Here is a 20,085-nt window from a genome sequence, read left to right on the forward strand (position 1 = left end):
GGGAGAAAGCGGCATGACACAACTTACAGTTAAAACACTGAGTGAAGAAATTGGTACTCCAGTTGACCGCTTATTAGAGCAACTTGCTGATGCTGGTATGACAAAAGCGAGTTCGGATAGCGTGACTGAAGACGAAAAGCAAAAACTGCTTGCCCATCTACGCAAAGAACATGGTGATGGTTCAGAACCGACTCGTTTAACACTCCAGCGTAAAACTCGCAGTACACTGAGTGTGAATGCAGGTGGCGGTAAAAGTAAGAATGTTCAGGTTGAAGTGCGCAAAAAACGGACGTATGTTAAGCGCAGTGTAATCGAAGATGAAGCGAAACGCGAAGCCGAAGAAGCAGCTCAGCGTGAAGCGGAAGAAAAAGCAAAACGTGAGGCAGAAGAAGCGTTGAAACGTGAAGCTGAAGAGAAAGCAGCACGAGAAGCGCAAGAGAAAGCCCAGCGTGAAGCGGAAGAGAAGGCAAAACGCGAAGCTGAAGAAAAAGCGAAGCGTGATACGCCAGAGCAGAAAGCCAAACGTGAGCGTTCTGCACAAGATAAATTAAAGCAAGAAGCAGCGCGAAAAGAGGCCGAGGAATTAAAACGTCGCCAGGAAGAAGAGGCGAAGCGTAAGGCTGAAGAGGAAAGTCAGCGTCAGCTTGAAATAGCGCGCGAATTGGCCGAAAAAAATAAAGAGCGTTGGTCTGCTGAAGAAGAGAAAACAGGTGCTATGCAAGAAGATACAGATTACCATCTAACCACTTCACATTATGCTCGTGAAGCGGAAGATGAGGCAGACCGTCGTGAAGAAGGCGCTCGTCGTGCAGCGAAAGCGAAAAAGACCAAAATGTCTTCTCGTGATGATAAACAAGAGCGTAATTCACGTCCTCGTGGTGGTAAAGCTGGCCGTAAAGGTCGCATTCATAAACCAACTTCTATGCAACATGGCTTTGATAAGAGTGCGATTGTTGCGAAATCTGACGTCGTTATTGGTGAAACCATTGTCGTTTCTGAATTAGCCAATAAAATGTCAGTCAAAGCGACTGAAGTGATCAAAGTGATGATGAAAATGGGCGCGATGGCGACCATTAACCAAGTGATTGATCAAGAAACGGCTCAGTTAGTTGCGGAAGAAATGGGTCACAAAGTCGTTCTTCGTAAAGAAAACGAGCTAGAAGAAGCGATTCTTTCTGATCGTGATAACAAGTTTGAGGCGGTTTCACGTGCTCCGGTTGTCACCATTATGGGGCACGTTGACCACGGTAAAACCTCAACACTTGACTACATTCGTCGCACTCACGTCGCGGATGCTGAAGCGGGTGGTATTACTCAGCATATCGGTGCTTACCACGTTGAGACACCAAGCGGGATGATTACCTTCCTAGATACTCCGGGACACGCGGCGTTTACTTCAATGCGTGCTCGTGGTGCTCAAGCAACAGATATTGTTGTGCTGGTTGTTGCAGCTGATGATGGCGTCATGCCTCAAACGGTTGAAGCGATTCAGCATGCCAAGGCTGCTGGCGTTCCTCTTATTGTTGCCGTAAATAAGATCGATAAAGAAGATGCTAATCCTGATAACGTGAAAAACGAGCTAGCTCAATACGATATCATTCCTGAAGAATGGGGCGGAGAGAATATGTTCGTCCACATTTCAGCGAAACAAGGGACCAATATTGATGGCTTATTAGAAGCGATCCTATTGCAAGCCGAAGTACTAGAACTGACCGCCGTTAAAGATGGCATGGCTTCAGGGGTTGTTATCGAATCTCGTTTAGATAAAGGCCGAGGCCCAGTGGCGACCGTTCTTGTTCAGTCTGGTACTTTGAATAAAGGCGATATCGTACTTTGTGGTCAAGAATATGGCCGTGTTCGTGCAATGCGTGACGAATTGGGTAATGAAGTTGACCATGCGGGGCCATCTATTCCAGTCGAAATTCTCGGCCTATCGGGTGTACCGTCTGCAGGTGACGAAGCCACAGTCGTACGTGATGAACGTAAAGCACGTGAAGTTGCTAACTACCGTCAAGGTAAGTTCCGTGAAGTGAAACTCGCACGTCAACAAAAATCTAAACTTGAGAATATGTTCTCTAATATGGCCGCGGGTGATGTTGCCGAATTGAACGTGGTACTGAAAGCAGACGTACAAGGTTCGGTGGAGGCGATTGCCGATTCACTGAGAAAACTTTCAACTGATGAAGTTAAAGTGAACATTGTTGGTTCTGGTGTTGGTGGTATTACCGAAACAGACGTTGTATTGGCTGCGGCTTCAAATGCGATTGTCGTTGGCTTTAACGTGCGAGCTGATGCTTCAGCGCGTCGTGCAATCGAAGCGGAAAATATTGACCTACGTTATTACTCGATTATTTATCAGCTAATCGATGAAGTGAAACAGGCCATGAGCGGTATGCTCGCTCCTGAATTTAAGCAAGAGATCATTGGGCTTGCTGAAGTTCGTGACGTATTTAAATCACCGAAACTGGGTGCTATTGCTGGTTGTATGGTGACAGAAGGTGTGATTAAGCGTCATAGCCCGATTCGTGTACTGCGTGATAACGTGGTGATTTATGAAGGTGAGCTTGAATCATTACGTCGCTTTAAAGATGATGTTTCTGAAGTGAAAAATGGTTACGAATGTGGTATCGGCGTTAAGAACTACAACGACGTGCGCGTTGGTGACCAGATTGAGGTCTTCGAAACCGTTGAAATCCAGCGTACCATCGACTAGCAACTAAAATTGCATTAACGGTAATGTTAGGTTGTTGAATACACCATGGGGGGCTGGGAAACCATCCCCCCATTCTTTCTACTAGTGAGAAAAAATATGCCAAAAGAATTTAGCCGAACCCAACGTGTGGCTCAGCAATTACAAAAAGAACTTGCCATGATCCTACAGCGTGAAGTCCGTGATTCACGATTAGGTATGGTAACGATTTCTGATGTCGAAGTATCACGCGATCTCGCTTATGCCAAAGTCTTTGTTACCTTTTTATGTATTGGCGAACAGACGCCTGAATCATGCTTAAAGGTATTGCGTGAGCATGAAGTTCATATTCGAATGATGCTCGGTAAGCGTATCCGCTTGCGTCTGACTCCTGAAATTCGCTTTTATTACGACAATACATTAGTTGAAGGGATGCGGATGTCGAATTTAGTGACTGAAGTGGTCAATCAAGATAAACGACGCCAACAAGATTCAGGTCGAGAGGACGAAGAGTAATGGCACGACGTCGTAAAGGCCGTGCAATTAACGGCGTCTTACTACTCGATAAAACCACGGGCATCTCATCGAACGATATACTACAGAAAGTGAAACGCCTCTATTTTGCCGAAAAAGCAGGACACACTGGTGCGCTTGATCCATTAGCGACGGGGATGTTACCGATTTGTTTGGGCGAGGCGACCAAGTTTTCTCAATTTTTACTCGATTCGGATAAGCGTTATCGTGTGATTGCTAAACTAGGTCAGCGTACTAATACCTCTGACTCGGATGGTGAAGTGGTTGAGACCCGTCCAGTTCAGGTTGATAGAGAGACATTACTCGCTAAGGTGGCAAGTTTTCGTGGCCAAACGGATCAGATTCCCTCGATGTTTTCAGCGCTTAAATATCAAGGGCGTCCACTTTACGAGTATGCTCGCCAAGGTATCGAGGTTCCGCGAGAAGCACGTAAAATACAGGTTTATGAAATTATTTTGCATCGTTTTGAGGATGATGAAGTAGAACTGGAAGTACATTGTTCTAAAGGTACTTATATTCGAACTATCGTTGATGATCTCGGTGAAATGCTTGGGTGTGGTGCGCACGTGACCATGCTACGTCGTATCGGTGTAGCGAACTACCCAGCGCAAAATATGGTGACACTAGCACAGCTTAACCAACGGGTTGAGCAAGCTCAACGAGAAGGTTCAGATCCTTACTCAGCCCTTGATGCACTTTTATTGCCGATGGATACCGCAGTACAAGATTTACCAGAAGTCAATCTAATTGCTGAACTGGTGGATATGGTGCAACATGGTCAAGCCGTCCAAGTGTTTGGTGCACCAAGTGAAGGGTTAGTACGAATGACCGGTGGTGAAGAGAAGCGTTTTCTCGGTGTTGCTCAGATTGATGATGATGGAAAGATCGCGCCAAAACGTTTGGTGGTTTACTCCTAGGCTTCAGTGGCATAAAGCAATATTTGCGCTTGTATCAATAGGTTTTATTCCCTATAATTCGCGCTTCTCGTGTCGGCTGAATCAGAGATTGGCTGACACAACGATTAACTTAACTCTTTAGGAGAGAATAATGTCTCTGAATGCAGAAACTAAAGCAGCAATCGTTGCTGAATACGCACGTAGCGAAGGCGACACTGGTTCACCAGAAGTACAAGTAGCACTACTGACTGCTTCTATCAACCATTTACAAGATCACTTTAAAGAACATAAAGGCGATCACCATAGCCGCCGTGGTCTGCTACGCATGGTTTCAAGCCGTCGTAAACTTCTAGATTACCTGAAAGGTAAAGATCTAGGACGTTACCAAGACCTAATCAAACGTCTAGGCCTACGTCGCTAATCAGTGACTGCATAGTACAGTTTGTTTAAAAAAGGGGCATTAGCCCCTTTTTTATTATCTAAATTTGGCATATTCCCACCCAAGTAGTTTATACTAGATGCCGTCCAGCATTCAGTGCTGGATTTGTTATCTCTCACTGCATTACAGTCACCCAAGTCGGCCAGCAGGTCGCGGCTATTAAAAAGTGATTTAGGCGATATAGAGTCTCTTTTTACTAGTCGCGATTGGTAATGCTTTGAGTGTTGATTAATTTATCTAGGTTTCTCCCTAGAAAAGGAAAACTCAATGTTCGAAAAACCAGTAGTAAAAACATTCCAATACGGAAATCATACCGTTACATTAGAAACAGGCGTGATGGCACGTCAAGCCACCGCAGCCGTAATGGCAACCATGGACGACACCGCCGTGTTTGTTTCAGTTGTCGGTAAAAAAGAGGCAGTACAAGGCCAAGACTTTTTCCCTCTCACAGTGAATTACCAAGAGCGTACTTACGCAGCAGGTAAGATTCCTGGTGGCTTCTTTAAGCGTGAAGGTCGTCCTTCTGAAAGCGAAACCTTAATTGCACGTTTGATTGACCGTCCAATTCGTCCTCTTTTCCCTGATGCCTTCACAAATGAAGTTCAAGTGATTGCAACCGTTGTTTCGGTTAACCCGAATGTTCAGCCAGATATCATCACTATGATTGGTACTTCGGCAGCTTTGGCGATTTCTGGTATTCCATTTAATGGTCCTATCGGTTCTGCTCGTGTGGGTCATATCGATGGTCAATTGGTGTTAAACCCAAGTCCAAAAGAATTAGACAAATCTCGTCTTGATCTTGTGGTTGCGGGTACTGAAGGCGCTGTGCTGATGGTTGAATCTGAAGCTGATATTCTGACTGAAGAGGAGATGTTGGCTGCGGTAGTTTATGGTCATGAGCAACAGCAAGTGGTCATCAAGGCGATCAATGAATTCGCAGCTGAAGTCGCGACTCCCGCTTGGGAATGGCAAGCTCCAGAAGAAAACATTGCCCTAAAAGAAAAAATTGCTCAGTTAGCTGAAACTCGTTTTACCGAGGCTTACCAAATTACCGAAAAAATGGCGCGTTATGAGCAAGTCGGTCAGATTAAGTCTGATGTGATTGACGCGCTATTAGCCGAAGATGACTCACTTGATGTGATGGATATCAAGAAAATGCTCGGCTCTCTTGAGAAAAAAGTGGTACGTAGCCGTATTATCGCCGGTGAGAAACGTATCGACGGGCGCGAGAAAGATATGATTCGTGCTTTAGATGTACGTACAGGAGTATTACCACGTACTCACGGTAGCGCTTTGTTTACTCGTGGTGAGACTCAAGCTTTAGTCACCGCAACCTTAGGGACGCAGCGTGATGCACAAATTATTGATGAACTGACAGGTGAGAAGAAAGATCACTTCTTATTGCATTATAACTTCCCTCCATACTGTGTGGGTGAAACTGGCTTTGTGGGTTCACCAAAGCGTCGTGAAATTGGTCATGGTCGTTTAGCGAAACGTGGTATTGCGGCGGTGATGCCATCAGTGGATGAGTTCCCATACACCGTACGCGTTGTTTCTGAGATTACTGAATCAAACGGTTCTTCTTCAATGGCATCTGTGTGTGGTTCATCACTAGCGTTGATGGATGCGGGTGTACCTATTAAAGCCTCTGTTGCCGGTATTGCGATGGGCTTGGTGAAAGAAGAGCAAGATTTTGTCGTCCTTTCTGACATTTTAGGTGATGAAGACCACCTAGGTGATATGGACTTTAAAGTTGCCGGTACCTCTAATGGTGTGACGGCACTACAAATGGATATCAAGATCGAAGGCATTACTAAAGAGATCATGCAAATTGCGCTGAACCAAGCGAAAGGCGCACGTTTACACATCCTTTCTGTGATGGATCAAGCGATTGCTGGTGCACGTGATGATATCTCTGAATTTGCACCTCGTATCCACACGATGAAGATCAGTGCTGAAAAGATTAAAGATGTGATCGGTAAAGGTGGTGCGGTTATCCGCATGTTGACTGAAGAAACCGGTACAACCATTGAAATTGAAGATGACGGTACGATCAAGATTGCCGCCACAGATGGTGATCAAGCCAAAGAAGCGATTCGTCGTATTGAGCAGATCACAGCAGAAGTTGAAGTGGGTAAAATTTACACCGGCAAAGTCGCTCGTCTAGCTGATTTCGGTGCTTTCGTAACCGTGTTACCAGGCAAAGATGGCTTAGTCCATATTTCACAAATTGCTGATAAACGCATTGAAAAAGTGTCTGATGTTCTCTCTGAAGGCCAAGAAGTTCAAGTGAAAGTCTTAGAAATTGATCGTCAAGGCCGTGTTCGTTTGAGCATGAAAGAAGCGGTAGAAAAACCGGCAGAAGAAGCCCCTCAAGAAAATGCGGCACCAACTGCGGAATAATAATTGCATTATTGTTCTCGAAGAACAGTTTTCGCTTTTTGGGGACAAAGCATGATATAAAGGGAGCGTAATTCGCTCCCTTTTTAATTGGATCATGCGAAATAACAGGAGTATGGATTTGTGAAATGGCTTCAAACCGCTCTTATCAGTGCGGCATTCTTGTTACTTGCTGGATGTGTTTCTACTGGATCTCAACAAACCCAGTGGGTCTACCCACCCATGGCGATTCCACTGCAATCAAACGTGCAGCACGAAGTTAAAATTGCGCGCTTAACGCAGTTACTACAACGTAGCGATTTAAATGATGACGTTCGTGCGAAGATGTTTTTTGAGCGGGGAAATAGCTATGACAACGTCGGATTACGCGATCTGGCTCGCCTTGATTTCACTCAGTCATTAGCGCTCAATCCTGCTCAAGCGGACATTTTTAACTTGCTTGGCGTTTATTATACTGAAGCGGGAGAGTTTGATGCGGCTTATGAAGCGTTTGATTCAACCCTCGAATTAGATCCAAGTAATGAATATGCGGTACGTAATCGTGCCATTGCGTTGTATTATGGGGAGCGTACCGAGCTTGCCTTTGAAGAAATCAGTCAACATTATCAACAAGATCCAGACGATCCATTTCGGGCGCTTTGGCAGTACATTATTTATAGTGAACTCAACCCAGAGCAAGCAAGGGATGAATTAGCCACTCGTTATCAGCAGCATGATGAACAGTGGGGATGGATCATGGTTGGATTAATGTTGGATAAGGTGTCGGAAGAGCAGCTATTTAAAATTTTGCTCAATAATACGCGAGATAATACCGCACTGGCTCAACAGTTGACCGAAACCTATTTTTATCTAGGCAAGCGGTATCAATTACAAGGGAACTACGCTCATGCGATTTCCCTATATAAACTGGCCCTCTCGTTTAATGTCTATGAGTATGTGGAACACCGTTACGCTTTCTTAGAGTTAGGGCGTATCTATCAGAATCTACGCGAAGCTCAACTGGCAAAAAGCACCCAATAAAAACGTACAATAGAGGTCGGTAGCATCATGGATTATCGATGCTGCCTGCCTGCTTTTTAATTATTCACTAATTCATTATTAACTAAAGCTAACCCCTCAATTTGATGCCAATAGCCGTTACAGTGATGGTTCGTGAGCGATTGCGGTTGTTGGCCTCGCTCATTGGCTTGGAAAAGCTGAAGATGCTCAAAGGTTTCAACACCGAGAGGGCTTAAGCGAACAACGTCAACTAACCCTACCATGCTGGATAAATCATTGACTAAGTTATAACAGTAGCCAGATTGGGTCTGAATACCATTCAAGTTAAAGACGTCTTGTCCTTCTTGGCTCTGGACGGAAATCCCCGTAGGGTAACGGATACAGCAGGTTTCGCATTCGTCTTTAGCTTTATTTTCGGCACGCGCAGTAAAACAGCGGGCAGAATAGGCCAGAGGTAAATAACCATGGGCAAACACTTCGGTCGCAAACTTATCTTTAATATTCAATGCGTCACACTGCTCAAGTACATTGATGAGCCATTGACGAGAAAGTTCGACCGGCATACACCAGCGAACCATTCCCTGTTTGAGAAAAATCTTGAGTGTTTGCGCATTATAGCAATTGATGGCAGGGCCAACGACAAAGGGAACGTTTTGTTGGTGTGCCATCTGAATCGCAGAAACATCATTGGCTTCAATCGTAAATTCACCATTATCAATGTATTTTTTCATAACATTGAGTTCGCTCGGTGCTTCTAGCAAAGCCATGGTAGAAATCACCACTTCCTTACCTTGAGTGGTGAGCTGCTTTGCTAGATCAAGCCAATCTGCGGCTTTAAGCTCACGACGTTTAGAACAGACCGTTTCCCCTAAATAAATGATATCGGCCGAGCTTTCACAGGCTTGGTGATAAAAATTTTCAACATCGTTTTTTGGCCAAAAGTATAGCAGAGGGCCTAATGCGTATTTCATGCGTTTTTCCCTGTTCATTTATTGCCATTGACGATGATAAGCACCAAGTGTGGTTTGGGTGCCTTCTGAGACGTTGGCAAGGCTAGCATCCCAAGCCGGTTTTACTTGATACTGGTCTGGGTTGGCAAGGTAGTTATCGATGGCGGCTCGCCAGGTGCGAGTTACCTGTTCAACATAGGCTGGGCTACGTTGACGTCCTTCTATCTTCACTGACGCGATATTGGCAGCAAACAGTTCAGGCACCATCGATAATGTATTTAAGCTGGTGGGCTCCTCTAGAGCATGATAGCGTTTTTGCTCGCCATCAAGTTCAGCGAGAAATCGCCCTTTACATAGGGTCGGGTAGCCTGCGTTTTCACCACAGGCATAGCGATCGATCAAGATGTTGTTAAGACGAGATTCTAAACCTTGTTCTGTTTCTTGCCAGCGAACGTACTTGGCGGGAGAGCACGCTCCGACTGTATTAGGGGATTCTCCGGTCATATAGGAGGAGAGGTAGCAACGTCCTTCCGACATAATGCATAAACTACCGAAAGCGAAGACTTCCAATTCGACCTCTTTCGGTATATTGCGTGATAGTTGTTTCACCTGATGAATGGACAGCACACGAGGTAAGACAACGCGTTTGACATTGAAATTTTCATGATAAAATTCAATAGCTTTGACATTAGTCGCTGAGGCCTGTACCGAGAGATGTAATTCAATGTCAGGGTAGCGCTGAGCTGCATATTCAAGAATGGCGACGTCAGCGATAATCAGAGCATCAACCCCGAGAGCGGCAGCTTGATCAACCGCTTGTGTCCAGCGTTGGAAACCTTCTGGGTGGGCAAAGGTGTTTAGTGCAATATGTAGTTTTTTATTTCGATCATGCACATAGTTGATCGCTTTTTCTAGTTTCTTACCAGTAAAATTCAAACCGGCAAAGTGACGGGCGTTGGTGTCATCTTTAAAACCGATGTAAACCGCATCGGCACCACAATCAATGGCGGTTTTCAAGGCAGGTAAGTTACCTGCGGGGCAGAGTAGTTCCATTGCTCATTACTGTTTTTAAAGGAAAAGTTTTTATATTTTAGGAAGAGTTGTTGGTCCACTCCTTGATATAAGGCAGGTTTCACTCATTCAATTGTTATTTACCGATAAAGGTTTATTGTGCGAAGCCACGAATTTAGTCTGTCACTTTATCCTTGATTGCTCGCTATTCAATATTTAGAGGTGTGCGCCGATATTGAGTAAATAGCTCCTCAACTTCGTGTTTAGGTTTGGGGCGATAAAAATGAAACCCTTGAATGGTATGACAGTGAAGGTGGGAGAGTAATGTCGCCTGTTGCTCTGTTTCAACGCCTTCGGCAACCACGTCAAGATGGAGCGATTTGCCTAATTTAATAATGCTTTCCACCACCGTGGCCTGCTTAGGAAGGGTGTCAATATCGGTAATAAAGGTGCGATCTATCTTTAATTCATCAATCGGGAAGCGGGCTAAATAAGCCAATGATGAATAGCCAGTACCAAAATCATCAATAGACAATGAAAAACCTAACTTTTTGATCGCATTTAACATTTGTAAAGTGTGTTGACTGTCACTCATCACTGCACTTTCGGTCAGTTCAAAAGTAATACAGCTAGGATCAACGCCGGTTTGTTGTAGTAATTTTTCTAAGTGATGGATTAATTGTGTATTGCCAAATTGCTCTGGGGAAAGATTGATAGCCACCTTACCGGGTAAAATATTTTGTTGTTGCCAACGCTTAACGGTAACAAAAACTTCTCGGATCACCACCCGCCCTAGGTGTTCAATAAGCCCAGATTTTTCCGCAACAGGGATGAACGCACCGGGGCTGATATAACCTTCAATAGGGTGTTTCCAGCGTACCAGTGCTTCTGCACCATTGATACTAAAATCACGGGCATTCACTTTGGGTTGATACCAAACTTCAAGCCCATTTTGTTGCAACGCTTTCTGCAATTCAATTTCCAGCCATAAGCGCATGCGAGCTTCTTTATTCATTTGGTTATTGAAGGTGATCCAACGATTACGGCCACGATCTTTTGCTTCATACATGGCAGTATCGGCATTTTGCAGTAACACCCTAGCGTTATTACCATCTCCCGGAAATTGTACACAGCCGATTGAACAGGCTAAACGTTTACTAAAATGGTGAAGGTCAAAAGGTTGGTTAATTAAGCGAATAATTCGATCGGCTAACATTTCTCCCATTTTGGCATGTTCAGGCTCCGGGATAATCAGGCCAAACTCATCGCCACCCAAATGACCTAATACCGCTTGAGGAGGGAGTATACGCTGTAATCGACTAGAAACTTCTTTGATGACTTTATCACCAATATGATGCCCTAATGAGTCATTAATATTTTTAAAGTTATCAATATCTAGATAGAGCATCATGAGTGGGATTTGATTATCAATAAAATGGTCGAGACACTTGGTAAACCCTAATCGGTTACTGACGCCAGTTAATTGATCAATATGAGTATGGTGTGAAACCGTATTCGTGATGTTTGATGATGGCGCGGCATCTTGAATCAAAATCAGGTGTGCCGGCTGGTGAAACAGTGAAGTTGATTTTGCACTGAGTCGCACGCGGCGAGCAGCACCACAACGAGGCCCAGTGACACACAAAAGCGAATCTTGCATCAGCCTATCGGCAAGAGATGATGTCAATGGTTGTTGTGTCGACTCATCGACAAAGAGCTGGGACAGTGATTCGCCGAGTAAATTGAGCTGTCCAGCATGTCCTAATAATTGAGCGGCTGATGCGTTAGCAGATAAAATATAGTCGTCTTCAACCAGTAGCACTCCACAGGGCAGCAGCTGGCTGAGAGCGAGAAATTTTTGTTCCGCTTCCTCCAACGCACATTGCAATGTGTGTTTTTCAGACTCATCTATGGCCTGAAATAGAATATAATCTGGATGATCTTGATGAAAAATTGGTGAAAGAAAAATACGCAGGTGTGTCGTCAGACCGAGCCAGTCAATCTCGATTGTGCTTTCTAATGTTTCCCCGTTAAAAGCACGGTCATAATAAGGCTTTAACTGTTGGTACAGCGCTTCATTAAAAATATGTCTATCATCCATTCCCACCATTTCAAAGGGAGTCAAGCCACTGAGTTCAGCATAGCGCTCATTCACTAAGACATACTGATGTTGGCGATCAAAAATAGCGATCCAAACTGGGCTATGTGCGGTTATTTTATTAAACCAATATGGTAGATGTTGAGTGGGCATTAAAAAGTGACCAACCCTATAAAATCTGTCGTATTCACAAAGTGATTAACTCTTCTAAATTTCATCAACTATAACTTTGATTCAATAGGTTGGAAAGCTTCATAAAAATCTCCAACTGAGAATTTTTTCATCTGAACCTCGCGAAGTCGTCCCGTTGATATTTAGAAAATTCCTTTTCTTTGATGCATAACAGGTACGAGACTTGGCCGAACCATTATGATAATGAGCAATGATTCTAAGGTAACGGATAACGCGCGTGATAAACAAGATTCGAACCCAACTCGTTCAAAATGCAGCATCAATTTTGCGATCTCCAGTCCATTTATTGCCGAAATTTATACAAAAAAAACTTTTACTTGATGGCTTGAAAATGGTCTTTCAAGAAGCATTGGAAGAGGGTGATTTTGAGTTTCTGAGTGATAAATGGTTGAAAGTTGAAATTCGTGATCTCAAATTGCACTGGTATATTAGTTATCAACAAGAGCGTTTGTTGGTTGCCGATGTAGCGCAACAAGAAGATGTGAGCTTTAGTGGTAATATGAATGATTTAATCTTAATTGCGGGGCGTAAAGAAGATCCCGATACACTATTTTTCCAGCGTCGTTTATCGATTGAAGGGGATACCGAATTAGGATTAGAGGTTAAAAATTTGATGGACAGTGTGGATTTGCAACAATTACCGCAAGCGCTACAAATTTTACTTCACCAATTGGCTGATTTTGTGCATAAAGGCATGCAAACGCCGAATAGACACAATGAGGTCGAAAATGCTTATTCGAACTGAGGCTCCTGCGGATATCCTCGCGGTTGATCGCTTATTAAAATCGGTATTTGACACCGAACGAGAAGCGAATTTAGTGATGAAACTAAGAGAAAATGGTCGTCGAACTTTGTCGTTAGTCGCTTGTGATGATGACGGTGATATTGTCGGGTATGCTTTATTTAGTCCGGTAATGTTGAATGGCGAAGATTTCAACTGGCAAGGTTTAGCGCCATTAGCCGTTGAAACAAATTATCGCTGTCAAGGCATCGGTGCTCAACTGGTCAATGAAGGGCTAAGTTCCTTAGGTGAGTTGGGGTATCCTGCGTGCGTGGTATTGGGAGCCCCGAATTACTATCAACGCTTTGGTTTCCGTGTTGCGAAGTCGCATGGTTTTCATTGCCCATGGCCTGAGGTTGAGTCAGCATTTCAAGTGGTCGAATTATGGGAGGATACTTTTGCTGGTCGTCAAGGGCTCATCGAGTATTGCGATGAATTTTCCCAACAGATGTCAGTATAAGTCTCTTGAGCTGAGTTGATGATATTTGTTAGCATGCGCTCAACTGACAAGAGAAGTAGAGTATCATGGTTGATCAGCAGCAGTATTTACAAGCGATGGGCATTCAATATTGGCAATTAGTCCATCCACAGCGACTGGCGGGCTATCAGCCTCAATTAATGCCGCTTGATCCTGATTGCCGCCTATTGTTGATCTCCCCCTCCTTTCCCTCTGAGTCGGAAATTTTGTGGCTAGAAAAAGTACTAAAGTCTTTCCATGTGACGTTAGTTGAAGCTAGACAGGTTTTTCCTGAACACATAGCACAATTGGATCTTACTCACTTGGCGTGGATCTGGTATGCCGGGTGCGAGGTGTCAGTGACGGCTCAAGCCAACTTGCTACACACTCCCCCCTTAAGTGTTATTAAAAACGATACTCGTTATCGACGAGATTTATGGCAGCAAATTTGCTCTTACAGTGAACAATAACCATATGGCAATGCAATTTTTACCACTTTCTACAGCACATCTAGCAGAGGTTTGGCATATCGAGCAGCATGCTCACAGTCATCCGTGGTCAAAAAATATGCTGGAAGATGTCGCTAGCCGAGGAGCTTGTCATCAAGTGATGATGGTTAACCAGAGCGTTGTTGGCTATTACTATGCACAAAATATTGTTGGGGAGGTCACCTTGCTTAATATTGCGATTGCGCCGAGTGAGCAAGGAAAAGGATATGGCAAACAGCTTCTCCAATATTTTTTAGCGCAATGTGAACAAAGCAAGGCCGAAAGTGCTTGGCTCGAGGTGAGAGAGAGTAATCAACGAGCATTTCATCTTTATCAGCAATTAGGTTTTAATGAAATTGATCGCCGGTTTAATTATTATCCGACCGCACAAGGAAAAGAAGATGCGATCATTATGAGCTATTTTTTCTTTGATTAATGCTGCTGTTTCCTCCTCTATTTTTCTCCTGAATAATAAGCTGTGAAAACTCGATTCGTTTAGTTGCTCCGATCGTGAAGATCAGCGAGAATATTCGGTAATTTGAACTCAAAGGGCAACTTCTGCCATTCGGCGGAAGTGACCTTAAAAAGAAGATTTCTTGCATGTCTAATACTCCTTTTATTGGCGAAGTCGCTAAGCGTCGAACTTTCGCCATTATCTCGCACCCTGATGCGGGTAAAACAACCATTACTGAAAAAGTATTACTGTTTGGAAATGCGATTCAAAAAGCTGGAACGGTGAAAGGCCGAGGTTCGGCCCAGCATGCCAAATCAGACTGGATGGAGATGGAAAAAGAACGGGGAATTTCGGTTACCACCTCGGTAATGCAGTTCCCGTATCGTGATGCTTTGGTCAATTTGCTTGATACTCCCGGACACGAAGATTTCTCGGAAGATACCTATCGTACATTAACCGCGGTCGACTCATGCTTAATGGTCATTGACGCGGCAAAAGGGGTTGAAGATCGCACTCGTAAATTAATGGAAGTGACTCGTTTACGTGATACGCCGATCATCACTTTTATGAACAAACTTGACCGTGATATTCGAGATCCAATGGAGCTGTTGGATGAAGTTGAGAACGAGCTAAATATCGCCTGTGCCCCTGTGACTTGGCCGATAGGCTGCGGCAAAGAGTTTAAAGGGGTGTACCACATTCATCGGGATGAAACCATTCTTTATGCCACAGGGCAAGGGCATACCATTCAAGAGGTGCGTGTGATTGCTGGCTTGAATAACCCTGAGTTAGATAATCAAGTCGGTAGTGAGCTGGCCCAGCAATTGCGGGATGAATTAGAATTGGTGCTTGGTGCATCAAATGAGTTTGATCGAGAACTATTTTTAAGCGGCGATTTAACTCCGGTTTTCTTTGGTACAGCATTAGGTAACTTTGGCGTCGATCATATGCTGGATGGTTTAACCGAGTGGGCACCTTCTCCTTTACCTCGCCAAGCCAATGAGCGAGTGGTGCAAGCGACAGAAGATAAGTTCTCCGGCTTTGTGTTTAAAATTCAGGCCAATATGGATCCGAAACACCGTGACCGTATTGCTTTCATGCGCATCGTGTCTGGGACTTATAAACAAGGCATGAAGATGAACCACGTTCGCTTGGGCAAACAGGTTAGCATTTCTGATGCGGTGACCTTTATGGCAGGGGATCGTTCACGTGCCGAAGAAGCGTTTGCCGGTGATATCATTGGCCTACATAACCACGGAACCATCCAAATTGGTGACACTTTTACTCAAGGGGAAACGTTGAAATTCTCAGGAATTCCTAATTTTGCTCCTGAGTTATTCCGTCGTATTCGTTTAAAAGATCCACTTAAACAAAAACAACTGCTCAAAGGGCTAGTGCAACTTTCTGAAGAAGGGGCGGTACAGGTTTTTCGTCCTCTACAAAATAACGATTTAATCGTTGGTGCGGTCGGGGTATTGCAGTTTGATGTGGTGGTCGCTCGTCTTAAATCGGAATATAACGTGGAAGCCATTTATGAAGGGGTTAATGTTGCGACAGCGCGTTGGGTTGAGTGTGACGATGCGAAGACACTGGAAGAGTTTAAGCGTAAAAACCAAAGTAATTTAGCGTTGGATGGCGGGGATAACTTAGCGTATATCGCTCCAACCATGGTTAATCTGAATTTAGCGCAAGAACGAGCACCTGAGATTTTGTTCCGAGCGACGCGTGAGCATTAATCTTTACTTGTCCTATTTGATGCATAATGGTTAGTACTGGCAATGAGACCGCTTAAGCGAGCTCCAGCACTACACTTTGAGTCAAACGCATTGTGCTAAGCAAGAAAAAAGCCGATGAACGATGCATCGGCTTTTTGCTATTGAGAGGAGCGGGTTACTTTTTTTTCTTTGTCGCTTTCTTTTTCACAACGGTTTTCTTTTTTTCATCTTTTTTCTTTTTCTTGAAGGTCGGCTTTTTATGTTTAGGGCGTAAACCTTCTATAAATCGTTCTTTAATCTCTTCTTTTACATAACGGGCGACCCGATCCATCATCGGCTGATCGTGTGCTTCGACCAAAGAAATAGCATTGCCTTTCTTACCGGCGCGAGCCGTTCGACCGATGCGGTGTAAATAGACATCAGCACTACGGGGCATGTCAAAGTTTATTACATGGCTAATGTCAGGCACATCAATGCCTCTGGCGGCAACATCAGTAGCCAGTAGGACATTAACCTCACCCTCACGAAAGCGAGTGATGGCGTTATTACGGCGATCTTGTGGCATTTCACCTTGGATCCAAGCGCAAGCAATTTGTGCTCTTTCGAGTTCTGCACGCAGTTCAGCTAATCGTTCACGGGTTTTTAAGAAAACAATTGCCCGTTCAGACTGTTGGGTAAGAATGGTTTTGAGTAGTTCAAGCTTATGTTCCATATTGTCTGCGCGGTGATACCATTGCGCAATTTTTTTCCGCTCACGGCGCGGTGGTTCTGCGTTAACTTCTGCTGGGTTAGTGAGTAGATCAGCAGTAAACCCTTCTACTCCTCGCCCCTCTAATGTGGCAGAGAAAAGTAAGGTTTGCTTACGCCAGCGACATTCAGAAGCAAGGCGATCAACCACAGGGCCAAAGCCCATATCTAGCATGCGATCAGCTTCATCAAGTATTAGCCATTCAATGGCACGGCAATCGAACCGTTCCGCTTCTATATATTCCAGCAAACGGCCAGGGGTTGCCACGACAATATCTTGGGTCGTGGCGAGAATCTCAGCATGCTCTTGATATTGAACCCCCCCAGTGATGGTAAAAATATTAAGATGGGTATATTTAGCCAATTCACGAGCTTGTTCGGTGATCTGCATGGCGAGTTCACGAGTAGGCGTGAGGATTAAGATCCTCGCTGGGCCTCCTTTTTTGCGCGGGAAATCTTGTAAATATTGCAGTGCAGGGATGACAAATGCCGCCGTTTTACCCGTACCTGTTGGTGCAGAGGCAAGAATATCTCTACCGTCCAGGGCATGGGGAATCGCTTCCTCTTGAACTTGAGTGGGGCGTTGAAAGCCCATTTCTTCAATTGCTTCAAGAAGATTGGCATCCAGTTCTAGGTCAGCAAAGGTTTTAGTCACAGTTGGGGTACTCCGCAAGGCTGGGGCTGAATAGTCTAAAATAAAAGGCGCACATTATAGTTGGATCTTTAGTCAGATCACATCTTTAATTACTTCATCTTAAGATAAAAATCCCGAGTCAGGGCTATAAAGTCATCACTATACCCATTTTTAGTATGGATCGTCAGTTTACTGCGTTCAACTTGACTCATTTTTTTACTGAGTTCAAATAGTAACCGATGTACTGCTTTTGAAGGCGTCGGGCTGACTTCACATAATCGTGTTAGGTACCAACCTTGTTGTTGGGCTAATTGAATAAATGATTTTCCTTCTTTAATTGGCAAGATAAAACAAGCTCGACCATCTTCAGTTAATAGATCGGCTAAACGATCAATTAAGCTTGAATGAGTTAAGTTCTGAGTATGTCTAGCGAGCGCTCGTGAATAAGAGTGCGCCATCTCTCCACTAGTGAAGTAAGGCGGATTACAGATCACCCCGTCAAAATGGGTACTAAAGAGAGTGGTCAGTATGTCTTGTTGGTATACCTCAATGCGTTCTTGCCAAGGCGAAAGAGCCACATTATGAGTGGTTGAGTTGAATGCCAATGGATCAATATCGATAGCACAGATAGATACTTGAGCAAAGCGCTGCGCGCACATAAGGGAAAGTAAGCCTGTGCCACTACCTATATCAAGAATCCGTTTCGGAGAGTGAGTAAATGCCCAAGCTCCAAGCATCACGCCATCAGTACTGACTGGCATGCCACATTGCTGTTGAGTAATCGAAAACTGTTTAAATTTAAAAGGGTTACTTTTCATTGCGCTGCTTTTTTATAAACATCGGGTGTTATATGAATTATGAGACGATTTTCTCTGATGTTGTGAATTTGTTTGGTGTTTCATGCTATATGTTGACCATTTGTAGTGGAGTTTAATTGAAATATGATTCTGTATTATTTTTAACAAATAGTGTAATACACTGCTTTTTGGCTCCATTGATAAATTAATATGGTGTTTTTTGCTTAGCTATTGCGAAAAGTCGATAGGTTCGTCATTATTCCAGTCTTATTAGTTAGAGGAAGCTCGACTTCCCTTTCAATGCACACACAACATCTATTACATATTTATTTAAGGGTTATCTGTGAAACAGACGTTAAAATTAACAGATATTGCCGCGTTAGGCTTTATGCTTTTTGCGTTCTTTCTCGGCGCTGGAAATATTATCTTTCCGCCATTGGCCGGCCAATTAGCTGGAGAAAATTTACTTTCAGCGATGACCGGCTTTCTTCTCACTGCCGTTGGCTTACCGCTTGTCTCTATTATTGCTGTAGCGATTGCTGGCGGAACTTGGAATCATCTTACCAAAGATCTACCGGCTAAGATTGCCACATTAGTCGCTGTGCTTATTTTTATTATCATCGGGCCTGCTTTTGCGACGCCACGGACAGGGCTTGTGGCTTATGAAATGGCCGTTAGTCCCTTGTTTGCCGAGACATCTCAACTTCATCTCACGATTTTTTCTATCCTCTTCTTTGCTGTGGCGATGTTTTTCTCTTGGTCACAAGGCCGTTTGATTGATCTGATTGGTAAATTGTTAACACCGGCTCTTTTTGTTGGCCTTATTGTATTAGCTATCGGTGTTTTTCTTGATCCGCAAGGGGAATGGATGGCGGCCAGTGGCCCATATATAAACCAGCCATTTACCAAAGGGTTTTTGGAAGGATATAACACGATGGATACCTTGGCAGCGCTGATGTTTGGTATGCTGATCGTTGATGCATTGCGTAGCAAAGGAATTACCGAGCAGAAAGCGACGACGAAATATCTGATTAGCTCGGCATTTATTGCTGCTTTTGGTTTAGCCTCAGTCTATATTTCTTTGTTTTACCTTGGCGCGACCAGCTCTGCTATTGCTGGAGGGGCAGATAATGGTGGCTTTATTTTAAGTCAATATGTTCAAGCATTATTTGGCCCTTATGGACAAATCGTTTTATCGACCATTGTGCTGTTGGCTTGTTTAACCACAGCGATTGGCTTGATCTCTGCGTGTTCTGACTACTTCTGTTCTTTAACACCAATTCCATATCGTGCTTGGGTAATCATTAATGGTGTCGCATGTGCGACGGTCGCGAATGTTGGCTTATCTCAACTGATTGCACTCTCTATTCCTGTTTTGGTGGCCTTGTATCCGGTGGCGATTGCTTTAGTGGTACTGGCTTTTGTGCGTCATAAAATGCCCAATCCTCAAGTGGCTTTTCGTGTGGTGACATTGGTCGCTTTCTTATTTGCCTTGATCGATGCGGCTAAAGTCTGCGGTTTGGATGTGTCCATGTTTGATGCGTTGCCTTTATTTGATGTTGGGATGGGCTGGGTACTGCCTTCTTTTACCGCTTTAATCTGTATGTTTTTTGTCGCGGGTAAAGTCTGCCGAGTGCCTTCTAATCAAAGCACTGCATAATCTAAGGGCTGTTGACCCTAGGGTTAACCAAAATTAGTGGCGGATGATGGTTTTCATCCGCTTTTTTATTGGGTGACGCATGCGGTTTGGATTAGATATTGCTAGTTTAATGAAGCGAGAGAAGAGATAACGTGACTGGATTTT

At 44.1% G+C, this 20,085-nt stretch carries 17 protein-coding genes; 12 read left to right on the top strand and 5 right to left on the bottom strand.

Annotation, left to right across the window (positions count from 1 at the left end; all coding sequences use genetic code 11):
- Positions 1-13: 13 nt before the first annotated feature.
- The 6 genes from infB (at position 14) to nlpI (ending at position 7,978) form a co-directional block, all read left to right on the top strand.
- Entirely contained in the window at positions 14-2,713 is a 2,700-nt protein-coding gene (infB, locus tag FKN05_RS14645) for a translation initiation factor IF-2 (protein WP_161427793.1), read from the top strand.
- Between the two features lie 96 nt (positions 2,714-2,809).
- A complete protein-coding gene (rbfA, locus tag FKN05_RS14650; RefSeq protein WP_170887826.1) occupies positions 2,810-3,205 on the top strand; it encodes a 30S ribosome-binding factor RbfA in 396 nt (131 codons plus the stop codon).
- Entirely contained in the window at positions 3,205-4,140 is a 936-nt protein-coding gene (gene truB / locus FKN05_RS14655) for a tRNA pseudouridine(55) synthase TruB (RefSeq protein ID WP_099610635.1), read from the top strand. The genes rbfA and truB overlap by 1 nt, the downstream gene beginning before the upstream one ends.
- Positions 4,141-4,270: 130 nt before the next feature.
- Entirely contained in the window at positions 4,271-4,540 is a 270-nt protein-coding gene (gene rpsO / locus FKN05_RS14660; RefSeq protein WP_099610636.1) for a 30S ribosomal protein S15, read from the top strand.
- 285 nt (positions 4,541-4,825) lie between these two features.
- Positions 4,826-6,961, top strand: a complete 2,136-nt coding sequence (gene pnp, locus FKN05_RS14665) for a polyribonucleotide nucleotidyltransferase (protein WP_161427794.1) — start codon at positions 4,826-4,828, stop codon at positions 6,959-6,961.
- Between the two features lie 120 nt (positions 6,962-7,081).
- Positions 7,082-7,978 (top strand): lipoprotein NlpI, encoded by an 897-nt coding sequence (nlpI, locus tag FKN05_RS14670; RefSeq protein ID WP_161427795.1) that lies wholly within the window; start codon positions 7,082-7,084, stop codon positions 7,976-7,978.
- 56 nt (positions 7,979-8,034) lie between these two features.
- Here the strand turns inward: nlpI and FKN05_RS14675 are convergent, their stop codons facing one another.
- The 3 genes from FKN05_RS14675 to FKN05_RS14685 all read right to left on the bottom strand — a co-directional run bounded on the left by FKN05_RS14675 (position 8,035) and on the right by FKN05_RS14685 (position 12,169).
- Positions 8,035-8,928, bottom strand: coding sequence for a U32 family peptidase (locus FKN05_RS14675; RefSeq protein WP_170887827.1), 894 nt, complete (start codon positions 8,926-8,928; stop codon positions 8,035-8,037).
- A gap of 18 nt (positions 8,929-8,946) precedes the next feature.
- Positions 8,947-9,960, bottom strand: coding sequence for a ubiquinone anaerobic biosynthesis protein UbiU (ubiU, locus tag FKN05_RS14680; protein ID WP_099610640.1), 1,014 nt, complete (start codon positions 9,958-9,960; stop codon positions 8,947-8,949).
- A 163-nt stretch (positions 9,961-10,123) separates the two neighbouring features.
- On the bottom strand, positions 10,124-12,169 hold the full coding sequence (locus tag FKN05_RS14685; protein WP_170887828.1) for a putative bifunctional diguanylate cyclase/phosphodiesterase: 2,046 nt from the start codon (positions 12,167-12,169) through the stop codon (positions 10,124-10,126).
- Positions 12,170-12,425: 256 nt separating this feature from the next.
- Between FKN05_RS14685 and ubiT the strand changes: the two genes are divergently transcribed.
- The 5 genes from ubiT (at position 12,426) to prfC (ending at position 16,124) form a co-directional block, all read left to right on the top strand.
- Positions 12,426-12,953: a ubiquinone anaerobic biosynthesis accessory factor UbiT gene (ubiT, locus tag FKN05_RS14690; RefSeq protein WP_170887829.1), complete on the top strand. Its 528-nt coding sequence runs from the start codon at positions 12,426-12,428 to the stop codon at positions 12,951-12,953.
- Entirely contained in the window at positions 12,937-13,449 is a 513-nt protein-coding gene (locus FKN05_RS14695; RefSeq protein WP_170887830.1) for a GNAT family N-acetyltransferase, read from the top strand. Before ubiT ends, FKN05_RS14695 begins: the two co-directional genes overlap by 17 nt.
- Before the next feature lie 65 nt (positions 13,450-13,514).
- Positions 13,515-13,916, top strand: coding sequence for a DNA polymerase III subunit psi (locus FKN05_RS14700; protein WP_161427983.1), 402 nt, complete (start codon positions 13,515-13,517; stop codon positions 13,914-13,916).
- Between the two features lie 4 nt (positions 13,917-13,920).
- Entirely contained in the window at positions 13,921-14,370 is a 450-nt protein-coding gene (gene rimI, locus FKN05_RS14705; protein ID WP_099610645.1) for a ribosomal protein S18-alanine N-acetyltransferase, read from the top strand.
- Between the two features lie 164 nt (positions 14,371-14,534).
- Positions 14,535-16,124 carry a peptide chain release factor 3 gene (prfC, locus tag FKN05_RS14710; protein ID WP_099610646.1) on the top strand — a complete coding sequence of 530 codons (1,590 nt, stop codon included), beginning with the start codon at positions 14,535-14,537 and terminating at the stop codon, positions 16,122-16,124.
- Between the two features lie 154 nt (positions 16,125-16,278).
- Here the strand turns inward: prfC and srmB are convergent, their stop codons facing one another.
- Together srmB and FKN05_RS14720 are read right to left on the bottom strand one after the other, a co-directional pair.
- Positions 16,279-17,505: an ATP-dependent RNA helicase SrmB gene (srmB, locus tag FKN05_RS14715; protein ID WP_099610647.1), complete on the bottom strand. Its 1,227-nt coding sequence runs from the start codon at positions 17,503-17,505 to the stop codon at positions 16,279-16,281.
- An 89-nt stretch (positions 17,506-17,594) separates the two neighbouring features.
- Positions 17,595-18,302 carry a tRNA1(Val) (adenine(37)-N6)-methyltransferase gene (locus FKN05_RS14720; RefSeq protein WP_170887831.1) on the bottom strand — a complete coding sequence of 236 codons (708 nt, stop codon included), beginning with the start codon at positions 18,300-18,302 and terminating at the stop codon, positions 17,595-17,597.
- A gap of 322 nt (positions 18,303-18,624) precedes the next feature.
- Here FKN05_RS14720 and brnQ point away from each other — a divergent pair, with 322 nt between their 5' ends.
- On the top strand, positions 18,625-19,941 hold the full coding sequence (gene brnQ, locus FKN05_RS14725; protein ID WP_099610648.1) for a branched-chain amino acid transport system II carrier protein: 1,317 nt from the start codon (positions 18,625-18,627) through the stop codon (positions 19,939-19,941).
- The last annotated feature ends 144 nt before the right edge of the window (positions 19,942-20,085 follow it).

The sequence above is a fragment of the Vibrio sp. 1-1(7) genome, assembly GCF_013048485.1.
In the GTDB taxonomy this organism is placed as follows: domain Bacteria; phylum Pseudomonadota; class Gammaproteobacteria; order Enterobacterales; family Vibrionaceae; genus Vibrio; species Vibrio fujianensis.